17 protein-coding genes, 1 tRNA gene and 2 pseudogenes are annotated in these 17,172 nt (G+C 60.3%); 13 read left to right on the top strand and 7 right to left on the bottom strand.

From position 1 onward, the window contains the following. Positions 1-38 precede the first annotated feature (38 nt). Together B5E65_RS05165 and B5E65_RS05160 are read left to right on the top strand one after the other, a co-directional pair. A complete protein-coding gene (locus B5E65_RS05165; RefSeq protein ID WP_087170827.1) occupies positions 39-410 on the top strand; it encodes a DUF6050 family protein in 372 nt (123 codons plus the stop codon). Continuing rightward, a complete protein-coding gene (locus tag B5E65_RS05160; RefSeq protein WP_006573030.1) occupies positions 400-783 on the top strand; it encodes a recombinase family protein in 384 nt (127 codons plus the stop codon). The genes B5E65_RS05165 and B5E65_RS05160 overlap by 11 nt, the downstream gene beginning before the upstream one ends. A gap of 350 nt (positions 784-1,133) precedes the next feature. Here the strand turns inward: B5E65_RS05160 and B5E65_RS05155 are convergent, their stop codons facing one another. Next, a complete protein-coding gene (locus B5E65_RS05155; RefSeq protein ID WP_006573027.1) occupies positions 1,134-2,000 on the bottom strand; it encodes a CPBP family intramembrane glutamic endopeptidase in 867 nt (288 codons plus the stop codon). 205 nt (positions 2,001-2,205) lie between these two features. On the opposite strand from B5E65_RS05155, the gene B5E65_RS05150 reads away from it, so the two are divergent. Next, complete coding sequence (locus tag B5E65_RS05150; RefSeq protein WP_087170703.1) at positions 2,206-2,436, top strand: helix-turn-helix domain-containing protein; 231 nt, start codon at positions 2,206-2,208, stop codon at positions 2,434-2,436. A gap of 380 nt (positions 2,437-2,816) precedes the next feature. On the opposite strand, the pseudogene B5E65_RS05145 reads toward B5E65_RS05150, so the two are convergent. The 3 genes and pseudogenes from B5E65_RS05145 to B5E65_RS05135 form a co-directional block, all read right to left on the bottom strand. Next, positions 2,817-3,059, bottom strand: a pseudogene (locus B5E65_RS05145) (DUF4316 domain-containing protein); the annotation flags it as partial. Positions 3,060-3,133: 74 nt separating this feature from the next. Then, positions 3,134-3,277 (bottom strand): annotated as a pseudogene (locus B5E65_RS05140) (helix-turn-helix domain-containing protein); the annotation flags it as partial. Positions 3,278-3,682: 405 nt separating this feature from the next. Continuing rightward, positions 3,683-3,756, bottom strand: a tRNA-Gly gene (locus B5E65_RS05135). A gap of 160 nt (positions 3,757-3,916) precedes the next feature. Between B5E65_RS05135 and B5E65_RS05130 the strand changes: the two genes are divergently transcribed. From B5E65_RS05130 to B5E65_RS05120, 3 genes are read left to right on the top strand one after another with little or no spacing between them, the layout of a single operon-like run. After that, positions 3,917-4,825 carry a DnaD domain-containing protein gene (locus B5E65_RS05130; RefSeq protein WP_087170701.1) on the top strand — a complete coding sequence of 303 codons (909 nt, stop codon included), beginning with the start codon at positions 3,917-3,919 and terminating at the stop codon, positions 4,823-4,825. A gap of 3 nt (positions 4,826-4,828) precedes the next feature. Then, on the top strand, positions 4,829-5,797 hold the full coding sequence (locus B5E65_RS05125) for an ATP-binding protein (RefSeq protein ID WP_087170700.1): 969 nt from the start codon (positions 4,829-4,831) through the stop codon (positions 5,795-5,797). Positions 5,798-5,820: 23 nt separating this feature from the next. Continuing rightward, the gene (locus B5E65_RS05120; RefSeq protein ID WP_087170699.1) at positions 5,821-6,813 is read left to right on the top strand and encodes an aldo/keto reductase; all 993 of its coding nucleotides are present in this window, start codon (positions 5,821-5,823) and stop codon (positions 6,811-6,813) included. Positions 6,814-6,895: 82 nt separating this feature from the next. On the opposite strand, the gene prfB is transcribed toward B5E65_RS05120, so the two are convergent. Continuing rightward, complete coding sequence (gene prfB, locus B5E65_RS05115; RefSeq protein ID WP_087170698.1) at positions 6,896-8,017, bottom strand: peptide chain release factor 2; 1,122 nt, start codon at positions 8,015-8,017, stop codon at positions 6,896-6,898. Between the two features lie 205 nt (positions 8,018-8,222). Between prfB and B5E65_RS05110 the strand changes: the two genes are divergently transcribed. From B5E65_RS05110 to B5E65_RS05080, 7 genes are all read left to right on the top strand, one after another. Further along, positions 8,223-9,245 (top strand): RING finger protein, encoded by a 1,023-nt coding sequence (locus tag B5E65_RS05110; protein WP_087170697.1) that lies wholly within the window; start codon positions 8,223-8,225, stop codon positions 9,243-9,245. Positions 9,246-9,306: 61 nt separating this feature from the next. After that, complete coding sequence (gene galU / locus B5E65_RS05105) at positions 9,307-10,176, top strand: UTP--glucose-1-phosphate uridylyltransferase GalU (RefSeq protein WP_206406277.1); 870 nt, start codon at positions 9,307-9,309, stop codon at positions 10,174-10,176. 165 nt (positions 10,177-10,341) lie between these two features. Beyond that, positions 10,342-10,626, top strand: a complete 285-nt coding sequence (rpsF, locus tag B5E65_RS05100) for a 30S ribosomal protein S6 (protein WP_087170695.1) — start codon at positions 10,342-10,344, stop codon at positions 10,624-10,626. Between the two features lie 11 nt (positions 10,627-10,637). Beyond that, entirely contained in the window at positions 10,638-11,093 is a 456-nt protein-coding gene (locus tag B5E65_RS05095) for a single-stranded DNA-binding protein (RefSeq protein ID WP_087170694.1), read from the top strand. Positions 11,094-11,152: 59 nt separating this feature from the next. Beyond that, positions 11,153-11,410, top strand: coding sequence for a 30S ribosomal protein S18 (rpsR, locus tag B5E65_RS05090; protein ID WP_087170693.1), 258 nt, complete (start codon positions 11,153-11,155; stop codon positions 11,408-11,410). Between the two features lie 147 nt (positions 11,411-11,557). Further along, complete coding sequence (locus tag B5E65_RS05085; protein WP_087170692.1) at positions 11,558-12,058, top strand: hypothetical protein; 501 nt, start codon at positions 11,558-11,560, stop codon at positions 12,056-12,058. Then, positions 12,055-13,410, top strand: coding sequence for a DUF6056 family protein (locus B5E65_RS05080; protein ID WP_143402975.1), 1,356 nt, complete (start codon positions 12,055-12,057; stop codon positions 13,408-13,410). Before B5E65_RS05085 ends, B5E65_RS05080 begins: the two co-directional genes overlap by 4 nt. A gap of 47 nt (positions 13,411-13,457) precedes the next feature. Here the strand turns inward: B5E65_RS05080 and B5E65_RS05075 are convergent, their stop codons facing one another. Next, a complete protein-coding gene (locus tag B5E65_RS05075) occupies positions 13,458-14,642 on the bottom strand; it encodes an AI-2E family transporter (RefSeq protein ID WP_087170690.1) in 1,185 nt (394 codons plus the stop codon). Between the two features lie 168 nt (positions 14,643-14,810). Next, the gene (gene glmS / locus B5E65_RS05070; protein WP_087170689.1) at positions 14,811-16,631 is read right to left on the bottom strand and encodes a glutamine--fructose-6-phosphate transaminase (isomerizing); all 1,821 of its coding nucleotides are present in this window, start codon (positions 16,629-16,631) and stop codon (positions 14,811-14,813) included. Between the last annotated feature and the right edge of the window lie 541 nt (positions 16,632-17,172).

The following is a 17,172-nucleotide window of genomic DNA, read 5'->3' as shown; positions in this document are numbered from 1 at the left end:
CGGCTGATATAATGGAACCAGGAATGGAGGTGCTGACTGTGACGAAATCCGAAGTAATCAAAGAGTTTTTCAAGAAAAGCGTGTTGCCCGTGGCGGTGGCGGTTTTGCTGTACTGTATTTTCAAATCCGCCTGCACAAAAGATGGAGTCACCGACTATGTATGGCTGTTCATCCTTTGCGGCCTGCCTTTTGGCATCCCACGGATGTTTGCCTGGATCGTGCCGGGCGGCTCTTTGGGAACCGCCCTTCCGTTGTTTCTGCTGAACTTTATTATTGGCGGAGTGATCGGCGGTTTCGTCCTGGTCTGGCGACTGCTGGTGGCTGCCTGGTATATTCCCTTGACCATCTATCGCCTATGGGACTGTGCAAAGAAAGTCCCCATGCAAAGGAGCGTGTACTATGAAGAATAGAGCGTGGAAATACTGTCGCCAGGCAGGATATGATGGAGATGACTGCGGAATACGGACACAGGAACTTTGGATCAATCAGTATATCTCCAAACATGGGCTTGTTTCTGTTGGTGAAAGCAAAGTTTTTGAAAGCGGAACAACCATAAACCGCCCCAGCCTTCAGGAGCTCATTCAAAAGGCAGAGGAACATGCTTATGATATTTTGGTCGTATCCGCTCTTGACCGTTTGGGGCGGGATTTATGGTCCGCTATGGAATATACAAAAAAGCTCCTGCGTATGGGAATCAGAATAATTTCCGCAAATGACAACACCGAAATCACCGAGAGGGATTTTGAAGAGATGGACAATTTTATAAAATCCATTTGCGAATGATCCACTATGGAAATGTGGAAAACGGCCGCTCCACCGATGGAAAACAAATATTTACGTCCCGATGGAAAAGCTGCCAGCTTTCCCACAGACCGCAAACACCGTTTCCCACAGCTCCGCCCCTTGACCGTTTACACACATTCCCACAGCGCCTACTACTGCTGCTGAAAATGAGCGCCATCACCGAAATGATGATGGCGCTCATTCTTTATCTCCGTATCCTTCTTCAGCAAGATTAAGTATATTCTTTTTTTCTTTCTGCGCATAGCGCATGGTCCAAGTGGCATTCAAGAATCTGTGAAAATCCAGTAATATCAACGGCTTGTAAGCAAGGCTTTTATCCAAATACTACTTCAGCGGTGAGTAAATGAGGCCACAACGAGATAAACCGTGTCAAAGGCCAGCAGCATCCACAGGGCGGGATTGCTCCACACGCCGCTACTCCCGCCGGCCTGACTTCTCTCGCGCTTCCGTCCCCGTCTTTTCAGCAGCAGGCGGATCCCTCCTGTCACTGCGATCACCACCGAGACAAACACCAGAGCCAGGATAGCCAGGGCACCAGGAGTGCCCGCCTGGCGCAGTAGCGGCAGCGCCTCAGCAATGCTGTTTCCGGCGATGTGCAGTCCGATGGACGTCCCCAATCCGTAGTGCAGGGCCGCATAGCCGAAAATCAATCCGCACCAGAAGGCGGACAACCCCTGATAGAGATCGTGGTGCATCAGCCCGAAGCACAGGGCCGACAGTAAAATGGCCTGCCGCGCACCCCCTGGCAGCAAGCGGCGCAGCACCACTCCTCGGTAGATCAGTTCCTCAAGGACAGGACCGACTATACAAATATATATTGCCAGCAGCGGTGTGGCGATTTCTTCTCCCACTGCCGCCGCTTGGGCGGTGAAGCCAACCAGGTTCCACACCCGCTCTAGAACCGGAGTAAGTACCATGACGGCAAGATTTCCACTCAGCGCCACACTTATGAGAAAAACCAGCGTGCCCAAAGAGGCCTTCTGGGAAGAGAAGTGAGGGGCTTCGCCGCTCACTAGTGAGGACCAGAGCAGGGGGATCGCCGATGCCACCGCGCAGCTAAGGAGCAGCACGATACCCTCCGGCAAGCCGGGAACAGAAGACAAAAGTTTTTGCAGTAACCCAAACAGCACGCTGTATGCGAATAAGCTGCACCACAGCCATGTCAAGCTGTGTAGCGGGGGAATCTTTTTGTTCATAACAACCTCCCATGCGGCCTTGGCCGCAAAATTTGGCCTAATTATAGCATATTCCCGTCGATTTGCGGGCAGCTTTAACAAATTTTAAGCTTTTTTTAAAATAGCTCCATATATGCATATATTGACTTAAAGTAAATAATCCTCTAATTTGTTTCAATTATAATTTACCTGCTTTGTTGGTAGCATAATATCAGGAGGTGATATTATGCAGACGGAGTTTCCAGAACGCTATATCACTCTGGGCTTAAAGATCGCATATTACAGGAAAAAGGCGGGGCTGACACAGGAGGTCCTTGCGGAGAGGATCGGGAAAAGTGTCGACTTCGTTGGTCAGGTAGAAGGGACGGGTACGATCCGTGGCGTATCTCTTGAAACACTGTTCAAGATCGCCCAAGTGCTGAAAATCTCGCCCTCCAAGCTGTTAGAGGATGACTAATCGACTGCGACGCAGCCAGAACAAAAAAAGAATGGGAGCGCCAACATCGGATAACTGCATCCGATGTTGACGCTCCCATTTTGCTTGATAAAAGGTGAAAATCCGGCGTTTTTCCTATGCAGAAACGCCCAGCCGCTCCACATAGGAAATCATACTGCCCTTACACGGAAAAGCTACTACAGGCGGTTTCTTCGCCTATTTTGAACCCTAATTCCCGCACTTTTTGGAACGGAGGGAAAGATAGTGCGGGCAGGACACCACCACCGCCCGGAAACTCTGCTTGCAGGGATGGACGCAGCCCTTGCAGAGCTTGTTATACTTGCGTCTGCCGTTCTCGCCCAGGAAGAACGCCCATTCCAGACGCCATTTTTTGCTTCGGCTTATAAGTCATGCTCCGGGGGCTTTTTCTGATGAGCCTTGTCCGGGGGCTTGCGCTCGCCGCACTCCCGTTTTGCGTCCTCCAGCCGTTCCCGGATAGAGGGCTTTTTCTCCGGTGTGGTCCTGCGCGCCTCATCCTGGGCTTTCTCCAGTTCCTCCCCACGGCGGCCGTTGTTGATGATCCCGTCAATCATCCCATAGTCGTCCTCCAGGGTCATTTCAGCGGTACGGAGAGGGTTCTCCGGCTCCACCGGCAAGGCGACGATCTGGCCGTTCAGGTTGATGAACTGCTCCGGCTGCTTGAAGTGCTCCATGTACTTTTGGTGGTGTAGTCCCAATCCTCCGGCAAGGACAGCATGAGGGACAGCAACCCCTTCGCTTTCAGCGACAGCGCCGTGTTTCGCAGATGATGGTTTGCCATCACCGTGTAGTCGCGGGTTTTCTCAATGCGAAATACCGCCATAATCTCACCTCCCTCCGGCGGTCTGGAAAAGTGTTTGTTTTCGGGGAAAAGATGACCTCTGTATCCAACGGATACCCGAAGGACAAATCACCTGCGCCTGCTTTCTAACAGGCAGCACAGGAAGAAAATAGAGGGATTTTCGCCCCTAATTGGCACACTAAATTTTAGGCGTAAAAAAGGGCGGCTGCCTTAAAACAGTCGCCCTAATGTGGGGGGATATACAAGATATTTTTCTGTTCGGATGCCCGAACACCATTGATATTACTGGTTTTTTCAAAAAGTTCTGTATCGCCACTCGTACCAGGCTCCCGGACACGAAAGTGTCCGGGAGTTTTTCTGTTGTTGCAAAGCTGTGCGGGCTGGCGGATAAAGAAAAATCCCGGATGCCAAAGCATCCGGGATTTTTGGAGCGGATGATGGGAATCGAACCCACACGGCCAGCTTGGGAAGCTGGAGTTCTACCACTAAACTACATCCGCATTTTGAAGTGCTTACATAGTATACCGCATTCTATGGCAAAAGTCAAATGGTTTCTTGTACCGGGCAAGAAAATCCGGTGCGGCGCTGGTCAACCGGTGCGGGGTGTGCTACAATACAGATGACCCCGCCCGACGGGGCGGAACAGAGAGGAAAACAGGTATGACCTATCGTATTGTACGCCAGAACGGTGATTCCATTGCGGTGCCGCAGCTGGTGTTTCATCAGCTGCCCAATGCCGACGAAGCCAGCGTGCGGGTGGCGCTGTATGTGCTGGCCACCGGCAGCACCGATCCCCGGGACATCGCCCATGCGCTGCATCTGAAAAGCCCCCGGGCGGCGGAAAGCGCCCTGCTCTGGTGGGCGGGCGCCGGTTTGCTGGAGGTGGTGCACCCGGAGGACGAGCCCGCTGCCGCGCCGGTGGAAAAGCCCCTGCCCACCATTGCCCAGATCAACGAGGCTTCGGTGCGGGACCCGATGATCGCGGTGCTCACCACCGAGACCCAGGCCGCGCTGGGCGTCTCGCTGGGGCACAGCGCCCTGCAGCAGTTGGTAGCGCTGTATCTGAATGAGGATTATCCCATCGATGTGATCCTGCCCTGTGCAGCCCATGTGGCGGGCTGCGGCCGCCATTCGGTGGCGGCGCTGCGGCAGGAACTGCGCCGTTGGCGTGCCGACGGGGTGGAGACCGGCGAACAGGCGGAGGCCTATCTGGAACGTCTGGCCCGCCGCCAGCAGAGCCAGAAGACCGTGGCCGAGATGCTGGGCCTTTCGCCCGAGCATCTCACCCTTACCGAGCGCACCCGCATTGCCCAGTGGAGCGAGGAATTCGGCTACGGGGAGGACATGGTGCGGGAGGCGCTTCTCCATGCGGGCGAGAAGCGGGAGGTGCGGTATCTGCACGGTATCCTGAAAGCCTGGCACGCCAAGGGCTGGCGTACGGTGCAGGATGTGCGGGGCAGCGGCGCGCTTACCGGCAGCAATGTACGGGCAGACCGGCCCGCCCCCAGCGGCCGGGATATCTTTCAGCGGGCGCCCGGCCGGGTGCGCCGCCTGAAACGGGAGGAATAAGCCATGCGTACCAAACAGGAACTGTTCCGTGCGGCCAAGGACCGCCTGGCCGAGCAGCACCAGCGGGCGCTGAGCCGGGCGCTGTACAACCGGCAGCAGGCCCAGGAAAAGCTGCCGGAGCTGGCCGGGCTGGAGGACGAAGCCCGGCGCTGCGGGTTTGAAGCGGCCCGTCTGGCCGCCACCGGCGCGGAAAAGGACAAGGTGCAGACCATGCTGGCCAAAGGAGACGAGATCCGTGCCCGCCGGGATGAGCTGCTGCGCGGTGCGGGGATTGACCCCGCCGGGCTGGAACCGGTGTATCAGTGCCCGGCCTGCCGGGATACCGGCCGCGTGAACGGCAATACCTGTGAATGCCTGATCCGGATGGCCCGACGGCTGCGCCGGGAGGAGATCGCGGCGTCCACCGCCCTGTCGGTGAGCCGGTTCGACGCGCTGGACCGCACCCTGTACCCGGATGTGTTCGACCCGGCGCTGGGGGATACCCAGCGCCATTACATGACCGAGTTGCTGGATCAGCTGGAAGAATACGCCAACACCTTTGACGAGCGCAGCGTCAGCCTGGTGCTGCGGGGCAACGCCGGTCTGGGCAAGACCCACGCGGCGCTGGCCATCGCCGGGATTGTGCTGGAAAAAGGCTATGACGTGGTCTATATCAGCGCACAGGAGCTGTTCGGCCGCCTGGAAAAGACCCGCTTTGAAGAGGACAACAGCCTGATGGAGGGCGTTCTGGAAGCGGATCTGCTGATCCTGGACGACCTGGGCACCGAGTATGTGTCCCCCTATATGCTCAGCTGCTTCTACACGATCCTGAATACCCGTATCGGCAACCGCCGGCCCACCATCTACACCACCAACATTGTGGACGGCACCGCCTTTGAAGCCCGTTACACCGAAAAGATCGCCAGCCGTCTGGGCGGCGAGTGTGAGGATTTCCTCTTTGTAGGGGAGGACATCCGCCAGCTGCGGGCCTGAGTGCCCGGCCAAGGAGGTTTATTATGTACCAGCCATCCGCCGACCGCTATAACCGCCTGCCCTACCGCCGCTGCGGCGCCAGCGGGCTGAAACTGCCCGTGGTTTCGCTGGGGCTGTGGCACAACTTCGGTGACACCGCCCGGTATGAGACCATGCGGGATATCTGCCTGACCGCCTTTGACCATGGGGTGACCCACTTTGACCTGGCCAACAATTACGGCCCGGAACCCGGCAGCGCCGAACGCAACTTCGGCCTGATCCTGCGGCGGGAGCTGGCCCCCTGGCGGGATGAACTGATCATCAGCACCAAGGCGGGGTACCTTATGTGGGACGGCCCTTACGGGGACGGCGGCAGCCGCAAATACATGCTGGCCAGCCTGGATCAGAGCCTGCGCCGGATGGGGCTGGAGTATGTGGACATCTTCTACCACCACCGGATGGACCCGGAAACTCCGCTGGAGGAGACCATGGGAGCGCTGGCCCAGGCGGTGCGCAGCGGCAAGGCGCTGTACGCGGGCCTGTCCAACTACAACGGCCCCACCCTGGAGAAAGCGGCGGCCCTGCTGGATGAGATGGGCTGCCCCTTTGTGATCAACCAGAACCGCTACTCGATCTTTGACCGCACAGTGGAGCAGAACGGCCTGCTGGAAACCGCCCGCCGTCTGCAAAAGGGCCTGATCACCTTCAGCCCGCTGGCCCAGGGCCTGCTCACCGACCGGTATCTGCACGGCATCCCGGAGGACAGCCGGGTGCGCACCGACGGCCGCTTCCTGAAAGAGGGCAACATCACCGAGGAAAAGCTGGCGCAGATCCGGGCGCTGAATGAAATTGCCGCGGCGCGGGGGCAGTCCCTGGCCGGGATGGCGCTGGCCTGGCTGCTGCAGAAAGAGGGGGTCACCAGTGTGCTGGTGGGGGCTTCCCGCCCGCAGCAGCTGCTGGAAAACCTGAAAGCCGCCGATGCGCCCGCCTTTACCGCCGACGAACTGGCCGCCATCGACCGGGCGGTCGGCCTGTAAGGCATTTTCACAGATAGAAACAGCCCCGGGCTGCGTCTTTGAAACGCGGCCCAGGGCCTTTTTGTTTTGGTATTGCAGCCGATCAGGTGGCCTGCAGTTCGCCGCGGCTGGCGGCTTTCAGGTAGGCGTTGATAAAGCCGTCCAGGTCGCCGTCCATGACCGCCTGCACGTTGCCGCTTTCGTAACCGGTGCGGTGGTCCTTCACCAGGGTGTAGGGCATGAACACGTAGCTGCGGATCTGGTGACCCCAGGCAATCTCTTTCTGCACGCCCTTGATGTCGCTGATCTTGTCCAGATGCTCCTGCTCCTTGATCTGATACAGCTTGGAAGCCAGCATCTTCATGGCGGTGTCTCGGTTCTGGAACTGGCTGCGCTCGGTCTGGCAGCTTACCACGATGCCGGTGGGCTTGTGGATCAGACGCACCGCGCTGGAGGTCTTGTTGATGTGCTGGCCGCCCGCGCCGCTGGAACGGTACACCTGCATTTCAATGTCCTCCGGGCGGATCTCCACCTGGATGCTGTCGTCCATTTCGGGCATGACCTCCAGAGAAGCAAAGCTGGTCTGGCGGCGGCTCTGGGCGTCAAAGGGGGACACGCGCACCAGCCGGTGCACGCCGTTCTCACCCTTCAGCAGGCCGTAGGCGTTGGGGCCCTCGATTAGGATGGAAGCGCTCTTCAGACCGGCTTCGTCGCCGTCCTGATAGTCCAGGGTGCTTACCTTGAAGCCGTGGGCAGTACCCCAGCGGTTGTACATGCGGAACAGCATGTCCGCCCAGTCCTGGGCCTCGGTGCCGCCGGTACCGGCGTGGAAGGTCAGGATGGCGTTGTTCTTGTCATATTCACCGGAAAGCAGGGTGATCATCTGCAGCTCGTCGATGGCGTGGGCCACCCCCTGCACCGCCTGCTCCGCTTCCGGGATCAGTTCCGGGTCGTTCTCTTCCTCGCACAGCAACAGCATGGTCTGTGCGTCCTCATACAGGCTCTTCAGCTTGGCGTACCGCTCCAGCTTGCCTTTCAGGCTGCTCATCTCGGCAAATACCTTCTGGCTGGCCTCGGTATCGTCGTAGAACCCGGGCATGGTCATCTTGTTCTCCAGCTCGGCCACACGCTTTTCGCTGGCGGAGATGGCAAGCGCCTCCCCCAGGTCGGCCACGGCGGTCTCGTAGCCGCCCAGCTGCATTTTCAGTTCGTCTATGGTGATCATGGGCACCTGTCCTTTCCGCGGGCCCGCGGGCCCGTTCGAGATTCATTTTGTCAATCAGATTTAGTATATCGAAAAAAGTTTACAAAGTAAAGACGGATTTTTCATGATTTGGCCCGCCGGAACGGGGGATTCGTTTTGCTTTTTGTCCCCCTTTGCGGTATAATAACACAAAACAAGCGTTTTACCCGCTGCGGAGGGAATTTGTATGTACGATTATACCGGCCAGAAATGTGCCGTATGCCAGAAGGCTTTTGAACAGGGGGACGACATCGTTGTCTGCCCGGAGTGCGGTGCGCCTTATCACCGTGATTGCTACGAAAAAGCCGGCCATTGCCTGTTTGAGGACCGGCATGCCCCGGACTTTGAATGGAAGCCCGCCCCGCCGCCGGAGGAACAGCATTTCCACCGGCCCCGTCGGGAGCCCACCGGCGTCTGCCCGGCATGCGGGGCCCAGAACCCCGCCGAGGCGCTGTTCTGCCGCAGCTGCGGTGCGCCCATGCATGAGACCGAACCGGAACAGTCCGGCCAGCACAGCGCTGCCGGTCCCCGGTATCAGGCGGCGGGCCCTGCCCGTCCCCAGCAGACGGAGGCACAGCAGGAACAGACCTATGTGCAGATGGAGTTTCCGGTGCAGCCGGACGAAAAGCTGGACGGCATCGAGGCCCGCTACTGGGCGGCCTATGTGGGCAACAATGCGCCCATCTATCTGCTGAACTTCAAACGGATGGAGGTCAGCGGCCAGAAAACCGGCATGAGCATCAGCGCGCTGCTGTTCGGGCCGCTGTACTTCTTCTATCGCCGGGTATGGGGGGCGGCAGTGGCCTTCGGCGCGCTGAGCCTGCTGCTCTCGGCGCCCTCGGTGCTGCTGATGCTGCAGATTGCCGGGCATCCGCTTTTTGCCTGGATGGATCCGAACGTGCTGCAGATCCTGTCCAACGTGGCCGCGGGTCTGCGGGCCGCCATGATGCTGTCCTGCGGGCTGTTCGGTACCTATTTCTACCGCCGGGAGGCCGGGCGGCGTATCCGCCGCCTGCTGGACGGCTGCCCGCCCCAGACTGAGGTGCGGGAACAGACGCTGGCCGCGGCGGGCGGTCCCAGCCTGGTGGCGCTGATCCTGGCGCTGGGCGCTGTGGTGGCGCTGGCCATGCTGGAGTTCTTTATGCTGATGTCCTCGCCCTCGGTGGGCACCCTGCTGAGCTGGCTGGGCATCTCCGGTACCATGTTGTAAGGCCGGCTTTCTGCCGGTAGAGATAAAACGGATAGAAAAGAAAAAAGGACGGTATAGCATTATGCGAGTGACCAAAGCCATCATCCCGGCCGCCGGGCTGGGTACCCGGGTTTTGCCCGCCACCAAGGCCATGCCCAAGGAAATGCTGCCCATCGTGGACAAGCCTGCCATCCAGTATATCGTGGAAGAGGCGGTGGCCGCCGGTATTCAGGACATCCTGATCATCACCGGCCGCAATAAGGACATTATTGAGGACCACTTCGACCGTGCCCCCGAACTGGAGACCGCGCTGGGCCGCCCCGGCAAGGAGAAGGCCCTGGAGGAATGCCTGGGCATTGCCGGCATGGCCAACATCTTCTTTGTGCGCCAGAAGCAGACCCTGGGCCTGGGGCATGCGGTGCTGATGGCCAAGCCCTTTACCGGCGATGAGCCCTTTGTGGTCATGTACGGCGACGACGTGATCATGGGCGAAGACCCGGTGGCCGGCCAGCTGATCCGGGCCTACGAGGCCTACGGCCGGGCTGCGGTGGGCATCAAGGAGGTGCCCAAGGCCGATCTGCAGAAGTATTGCTCCATGAAGGCCGAGCCTATTCAGGGCAACCACTATTTCATTGACGATATGATCGAGAAGCCCGCCCCCGGGCAGGAATTCTCCAACTTCTCCATCCTGGGCCGCTGCCTGCTGACCCCGGAGATCTACACCATCCTGGAGCATACCGCTCCCGGTGCGGGCGGGGAGATCCAGCTCACCGACGCCATGGCGGTGCTGGCCCGGGAAAAGGGCGTGACCGGTGTGGACTTTACCGGCAAGCGGTACGACATGGGCAACAAGCTGGGTGTGATGCAGGCCCAGGTGGAAACCGCCCTGCGCCATCCGGAGATCGGCCCGGCGTTCCGGGAGTATCTGCGTGAGGTGAGCAAAACCCTGTAAACACGCGGATTTTTCGCAAAAAACCACCCCGCGGCCGCTTGACAGCCGCGGGGTGGTTTGATATAATAAGTTGCTGCCTTGTGAACAGGGCAGCGGCGGCGCGCTGTTTTGCGCCGCATCCTTGCCCCGAAAGGGGCCATACGTCCAAAAGGAGGTGTACAGAGAATGGCTAAGTACGAAACCATGCTGGTTACCAGCGCCGCTCTGGATGAGGAGGCTTCCACCGCTCTGGTGGGCAAGTTCAAGTCCCTCATCGAGGCGAACGGCACCATCGATTCTGTCGACGAGTGGGGCAAGCGCCGTCTGGCGTATCCCATCAACGACGAGGTCGAGGGCGTTTACACTGTGATCCAGTTCACCAGCGAGCCCAGCTTCCCCGCTGAGCTGGAGCGTGTTTACAAGATCACCGACGGTGTTCTGCGCTTCTTGACCACCGCTGTCGAGGCGTAAGGAGGCAAACCATGCTGAATGTTGTTGCGATCATGGGCCGGCTGGTGTCCGACCCGCAGCTGCGCCAGACCAACACCGGCAAGAGCGTGGCGTCCCTTCGCATTGCTTGCGACCGGGGCCGGCGCGATGCCAACGGTCAGATGCAGGCCGACTTCTTCGACGTGACCGCCTGGGACCGTACCGCAGAGTTCATCTGCCGGTACTTCCACAAGGGCGAGATGATCGCCGTGGATGGCCGTCTGCAGTCCCGCAGCTACCAGGACAAGAACGGCAATAACCGCACTGCCATCGAGATTGTGGCCAACAACGCCAACTTCGTGGGCAGCAAGGGGTCCGGCAACAGCGGCAGCCCCGCGCCGCAGGAGTATGCCCGGCCGGCCGCCGTGGAAGCGGCCCCCAGCTATTCCGTGGGCAGCAATGAAGATTTCTCGGTGATCGATGCCGACAGCGAGGATCTTCCGTTCTAAAGGCCGGTTTCCGGCCCGAACACAGAGTTCGACAGTATTCTGACAGGAGGTAACAAGCCATGGCTTTTGAAAAGACCGAAGGCGCCCGTCCCGCTCGTCCCGTGCGGCGCGGCCGCAAGAAGGTATGCAGCTTCTGCGTGGATCGCGTGGAGCACATCGATTACAAGGATGTGGCCCGTCTGCGCAAGTACGTGAGCGAGCGTGCCAAGATCATCCCCCGCCGTGTAACCGGCACCTGCGCGTTCCATCAGCGTGAGCTGACCGTCGCCATCAAGCGTGCCCGTCACGTGGCCCTGATGCCCTACGTGAGCGACTGATCGCGTATCCAGCAACTGAAAACGGCCGAAGGCAGCGCCTTCGGCCGTTTTTTCGTCCGGCTTTTTTCTGTCGGACAGATGTGCTATACTGGATACCGTATGAATACAAAATTCGCGCCCGGTGCGGCGCAAAGGAGGCTGCCGCAGGTGGCAAAACATACAAAACGGGATCGTGCCCCCGCCCTGGTGCTGGCGGCGGGTCTGGCGGCCATCGGGTTGTTCTGCCTGATGCTGCGGGCAGAACTGCGTCTTCCCCGTACCATTTCAACCGAAGGGCTGGAGATTCTTCCGGCCGGCAGCTATGCCTGCGCCTTTTATCCGGCGGAAGATACCCGGAACGGGGATATTGCCCTGACCGGCTGGGCCGTGCCGGAGGGGGAGCGGTATGAGCAGGTGCGCCAATGGGTGGCCGTATACGACAGCCGCACCGGCCGGTATACCCGCCTGCCCACTGTGATGGAGGAGAACGAGGAGCCGATGGAGACGCTGGACGATCCGCAGAACGCCCTGTTCGGCGGCTTTTATGCCCTGGTCCCGGACAAGCTGGCCGCCGCGGCCGACAGCTGCGAACTCTGCATCCTGGACCGGTCCAACCAGCGAAACAATCTGGTACATACCGGTGTGATGCTCAGCGAGGTGTTGGCATGAGAGGAGAAACAGCAAAGCGCCGCCGGATATGGCTGGCTGTGATTTTCGGTGTGTTTTTTCTGGCGGTGGCCCTGTACCATCTGCCGCTGACGGCCAGCAACGATGATCTGTACTACGGTTCGGTGCTGAACGTGGAGACCTGGCCCCAGTTCCTGCTGCGGCATTATCAGGTCTGGTCGGCCCGGCTGATCATCGACGGATTCATGGCCTGGTTTGCCCGGCTGCCGTACTGGGTGTGGAAGATTTTCGACAGCCTGATCCTGGCCAGCCTGCCCTGGCTGCTCTGCCGGGCCGCCCGGCTGGAGAGTCGTCCCTGGGCGGCCATGACCGCCTGCGGTGTGCTGGCGTTCTATCCCTGGCACCATATTTCCGGCGCGGGCTGGATGGTCACCACCGTGTTTTATCTCTGGACCGGGGCGGCGGCTCTGGCTGCCATGGGCCTGCTGATACGCAGTATCCACGGCAAGCCGGTGCGGCCCTGGCAAACCGCCCTGGCGCTGGCAGGGATGGCATTTGCCTGCAATATGGAACCGGTGGCCCTGTTCTGCACCCTCTGCCTGGTTCCGTTCTGTATCTGGCGTCTGGCGCATCGCCGCCCGGTAAGCGTGCTTCTGGCGGGGATGACCCTGATTGCGGTGCTGATGCTGGCGTTTGCCGCCCTTTCGCCCGGCGTCGCCAACCGCACAGCCGGGGAGACGGCCTCCTACTGGGTGGACATGCCCATGCGGGGGCTGGCCCAGCGGCTGGAACTGGGGCTGGTATTCAGCCTGGAACCGCTGTTCTTTGAGCGGAACTGGGTATTCCTGATCTTCTGCGTATTGCTGGCGCGGGCTGTCTGGCGCTGTGCCCGACGTCCGCTGCCTCTGTTCTGCGCGGGCGTTCCGCTGGCGGCGGTTCTGCTCTTTGGCTGGGCCGGGGAGTGGATCTTCCGCCTGCTGCCTGCGCTGGAAATTCTGCGCCCCTCGGATTACGAGGAGGGCAGCGTGACCCTGCAAACCAGCGGCAGCTGGGCGGCCTACCTGCCGCTTGTCGTTTGCTGCGTGCTGTTTTTACTCTGCTGCGTGGCGCTGCTGGCGGCGCTGGGCCCGGGCATCCGGGGCTGGGTTGGCCTGTGGGTGATGGCCGCCGGGCTGTGCACCCAGGGAATGCTGGGCTTTTCGCCCACCATCTGGATCTCCGGCACCCGTACCGAGCTCTTCTTTATGCTTGCCATCATGGCCCTGTGCCTGCTGCTGGTGCGGCGCTGCCCGCCCCGGGGCCGGATGGACCAGCTGGGCTTCGGCGCGTTTTATGCTCTGTCTCTGGTAATGATGGCGCGTATGGCCTGGCAGGGCGTGGGCGCCCTGCTGTAAATAATACGCAAAAAAGGACGCTCCCGACAGGGAGCGTCCTTTTTGCGTTATTCGGTTGACGGGGCCGTTTCTTCGGCCTCCGGCGGCAGACATTCCTCCGGCGGCAGGGGATGGCCGTATTCGTCCACCCCACGGCGTTTGAGCGCCAGAGCCAGCCAGTCGCTGACCAGCGAGTACAGCACCGCAAAGGTGGGCACACCCAGCACCATACCGGGGAACCCGAACAATCCGCCGCCCACAATGATGGTAACCAGCACCCACAGGGCGGAAAGGCCGGTGGAATCGCCCAGAATCTTGGGCCCCAGGATGTTGCCGTCAAACTGCTGCAGCACCAGCACAAAGATGGCAAATTCCAGCGCCTTGATGGGGTCGAAGATCAGCAGGATCATGATGCTGGGGATCGCACCGATAAATGGTCCGAAGAAGGGGATCACGTTGGTCACGCCGATCACCGTGCTGATCAGCACGGCAAGGGGCATCCGGAACAGGGACATACCAATAAAGCAGATAATGCCGATGATCAGGCTGTCCAGCAGTTTGCCGTTGATAAACCCGCTGAATACCTCGTTGGCATGGCTGCAGGTTTCCAGTACCTTGCGGCCCCGGCGGGGCGGCAGCGCAGCGTAAACCACCTTGTGCATCTGGTGGATCAGCTTGTCTTTTTCCAGCAGCATGTACAGCGCCGAGATGATGGCGGTAACAGCGGTAACCAGCCCGTTGCCGATGGCCACACCGTAGCCCAGCAGTTTGGGCAGTACCAGGGTGGTAATCAGGCTGCTGGCCTGGCTGATCATCTCCCCGTAAGAAGAAAGAACCTTGTCCAGTTCCGCGCTGTCCAGCCCGAATTCAACCGAGATATCCTGGATCCAGACCCGCAGCTGGGTCAGATAGCCGGGTACACCGGCAGCCAGGGTGGTAAGGCTCTGCACCACCTGGGGAATGACCAGCCCCAGCAGCACGCCCACCAGAACCAGCGCACAGACAAAGGAAAGCGCCACAGCGGGGCCGCGCTTGCCGCGAAACAGCTTTTTCTGAAAATAGCGGGCGGGGCCATCCAGCAGATAGGCGATGGCAATGCCGATGAAAAACGGCGACAAAAGGGAGAAAACCTGCCCGGCCACGGCTTTGACCTGTGCAAAGTTGGATAGGCCCAGGTAAAACAGAATGCCGGAAAATACCACGATCAGGTGGGAGGCCACATTCTGCGTGACCTGCCATTTGTTGTTCTTCATCCTTCACGCTCCCCGCCGCACAGTCAGGCGGCGCTTCTTTTCTTTTCTGTTCTTATTATAGCGTGGCCGCGGCCAAAATTCCAGAGGCTGCTGCCGTCCGTTGCAAGAAAGCCGGCGGGCAAAAACACGCCCCGCGACAAAACGCCGCGGGGCGAAAATCAGCAGAGTTTACTCCACCGTAACGCTCTTGGCCAGATTGCGGGGTTTATCCACATCGCAGCCCCGCAGCACGCTCATGTAATAGGCAAACAGCTGCAGCGGCACGATCATCTGCAGCGGCATCAACAGATCCGGGCAGTCCGGCAGACGCAGCAGATAGTCCGCCGCATCCTCCGGCACCAGGGTGTTTTCCCGGCATACCAGGATCACCCGCGCGCCCCGGCTGCGTGCCTCCCGCACATTGGACAGCGTCTTTTCGCTGACCGCCTGCTGGGTGGCCAGCGCCACCACCGGCGTACCGGGCACCACCAGCGAAATGGTGCCGTGCTTCAGCTCACCGGCCGCATAAGCCTCCGAATGGATGTAACTGATTTCCTTGAGTTTCAGCGAGGCCTCCAGGCTCAGGGCGTAGTCCAGCCCGCGCCCCATAAAGAACAGATCTTCGCTGTTCATGAACTGACTGGCCAGGTACTGCACCTGGTCGCAGCTGTCCAGAAGCGCCTGCTGGCGGTCGCCGGCTTTTTGCAGCTCGGCGGTCAGCATACGCACCTCCATCTCCGACCGGACGCCCCGTGCCAGCGACATCTGCAGCGCCAGCAGGTACATAGCGCACAGCTGCACGCTGTAGGCCTTGGTGGAGGCCACCGCGATTTCCGGCCCGGCATGGGTGTACAGTACCTCATCCGCCTCACGGGCGATGGAAGAGCCCACCACGTTTACCACGGCCAGTACCTTGGCGCCTTTTTTGCGTGCCAGCCGCAGCGCCGCCAGGGTATCGCTGGTCTCGCCGCTCTGGCTGATGATCACCACCAGGTCCTCCGGCCCCACCAGCGGGTCCCGGTACCGGAACTCGCTGGCAATGTCCACCGCGGCGGGCACCCGGGCCAGCTGTTCCACCAGCGCGCGGCCCACCATACCGGCATGCATGGCGGTTCCGCAGGCCACAAACTGCACCGAGCGGATTTTGCGCAGGTAATCATCTGTGATGGTTTCCAGGCCCAGACAGGGCAGTCCGTCCTGTACCCGGGGATTTACCGTGGCGGCAATGGCCCGGGGCTGTTCGTGGATCTCTTTGAGCATGAAGTGGGGATAGCCGCCCTTTTCCGCGGCTTCCAGATCCCAGTCCACCGTCAGGCGCTCTTTCTGGATCACATGCCCGAACTCGTTGTACACGCAGACCCCGCCGGGCTGCAGCACCGCCACCTCGCCCTCGTCCAGCACGCTGTACTGGCGGGTGTAGCGCAGCAGCGCCGGGATATCCGAGGCCACAAAATTCTCGCCCTGGCCGTACCCCACGATCAGCGGGCTTTCCCGGCGCACGGCAAACAGGGTGTCCGGCACATCCCGGAACAGCACGGCCAGCGCGTAACTGCCCCGCACCCGGCTGGCCATCTTCTGTAGGGCCGCCAGCGGGTCGCCCTGGTAGCAGCTGTCCAGCAGCTTGGCCAGCACCTCGGTGTCGGTGTCGCTTTCAAAGGTGTATCCTTTGCGCAGCAGGTTCTCTTTCAGGTGGGCATAGTTTTCAATAATGCCGTTGTGCACGATGCATACCCGGCCGCCGCTGTGGGGATGGCTGTTGATGTCGCTGGGGGCGCCGTGGGTGGCCCAGCGGGTATGGCCGATGCCGCAGCCGCATTCCGGCAGGGGATGGGCCGCCAGCTTCTGCCGCAGCGCCTCCAGCCGGCCCATGGCCTTTTCCACCTGGATGCTTCCACCGTCGTTGACCGCCACACCGGCCGAGTCATATCCCCGGTACTCCAGCTTGCTCAGGCCTTCCATCAGAACTTCCACCGCATTGCGGTAGCCGGTATATCCAACAATTCCACACATATTCTCTTGTTCTCCCTTGGCTGGGGCCGAAAACGGCCGCACAAAACCAAGCCCGGGGCGTTTTATCCGCCCAAGGTTGATTTTAGCGCACAAAAACCAGGGGGCGCGCCGCACCGCGTGCGGAATGGGCTCCCTTGCCCCGCGCTCCGGTCCTCCGGTCCGTGGAAAGGCAATGCTTTCACCGGTTTCCGGCCATACGGTATTACGGCGGCATCCCGCCCTCTATCTGCGGGGATGCGCCGTTCGTATATACGGTTTGCCGCTGATACGCACACAGCAAACCAGGGCTGCCGCGCAGTTCGCCGCGGCGGCCCGGCCGGCATAAGCAACCGGCCAAACTATTTTATATAAGCAGAACCGTTTGCCGCATTGCAGGGGCACACCGGGCCGCTTGGTGCCCGGGGCGCAGATTGCGCTGTTTGCCTGCCAGCGGGCCGATTTGGCCCGGCTGATACTCTGCGATACAACTTGTTGGCAGCGTTCTCTGTTCCGGCATTACTGCCGGGTTTTGCTCCGCTGCTGATGACTGTGCGGTCCACAG

It is taken from the genome of Gemmiger sp. An120, assembly GCF_002160955.1.
Lineage (GTDB): Bacteria > Bacillota > Clostridia > Oscillospirales > Ruminococcaceae > Gemmiger_A > Gemmiger_A avium.
The sequence above is the reverse complement of the archived record's forward strand: the minus strand, read 5'-3'. Positions and strand labels throughout refer to the sequence as shown.

Coding starts and splice junctions, on each gene's coding strand:
- B5E65_RS05160 (WP_006573030.1), top strand. CDS start 400: ATGAAGAATAGAGCGTGGAAATACTGTCGCCAGGCAGGATATGATGGA.
- B5E65_RS05155 (WP_006573027.1), bottom strand. CDS start 2,000: ATGAACAAAAAGATTCCCCCGCTACACAGCTTGACATGGCTGTGGTGC.
- B5E65_RS05150 (WP_087170703.1), top strand. CDS start 2,206: ATGCAGACGGAGTTTCCAGAACGCTATATCACTCTGGGCTTAAAGATC.
- B5E65_RS05130 (WP_087170701.1), top strand. CDS start 3,917: ATGACCTATCGTATTGTACGCCAGAACGGTGATTCCATTGCGGTGCCG.
- B5E65_RS05125 (WP_087170700.1), top strand. CDS start 4,829: ATGCGTACCAAACAGGAACTGTTCCGTGCGGCCAAGGACCGCCTGGCC.
- B5E65_RS05120 (WP_087170699.1), top strand. CDS start 5,821: ATGTACCAGCCATCCGCCGACCGCTATAACCGCCTGCCCTACCGCCGC.
- prfB (WP_087170698.1), bottom strand. CDS start 8,017: ATGATCACCATAGACGAACTGAAAATGCAGCTGGGCGGCTACGAGACC.
- B5E65_RS05110 (WP_087170697.1), top strand. CDS start 8,223: ATGTACGATTATACCGGCCAGAAATGTGCCGTATGCCAGAAGGCTTTT.
- galU (WP_206406277.1), top strand. CDS start 9,307: ATGCGAGTGACCAAAGCCATCATCCCGGCCGCCGGGCTGGGTACCCGG.
- rpsF (WP_087170695.1), top strand. CDS start 10,342: ATGGCTAAGTACGAAACCATGCTGGTTACCAGCGCCGCTCTGGATGAG.
- B5E65_RS05095 (WP_087170694.1), top strand. CDS start 10,638: ATGCTGAATGTTGTTGCGATCATGGGCCGGCTGGTGTCCGACCCGCAG.
- rpsR (WP_087170693.1), top strand. CDS start 11,153: ATGGCTTTTGAAAAGACCGAAGGCGCCCGTCCCGCTCGTCCCGTGCGG.
- B5E65_RS05080 (WP_143402975.1), top strand. CDS start 12,055: ATGAGAGGAGAAACAGCAAAGCGCCGCCGGATATGGCTGGCTGTGATT.
- B5E65_RS05075 (WP_087170690.1), bottom strand. CDS start 14,642: ATGAAGAACAACAAATGGCAGGTCACGCAGAATGTGGCCTCCCACCTG.
- glmS (WP_087170689.1), bottom strand. CDS start 16,631: ATGTGTGGAATTGTTGGATATACCGGCTACCGCAATGCGGTGGAAGTT.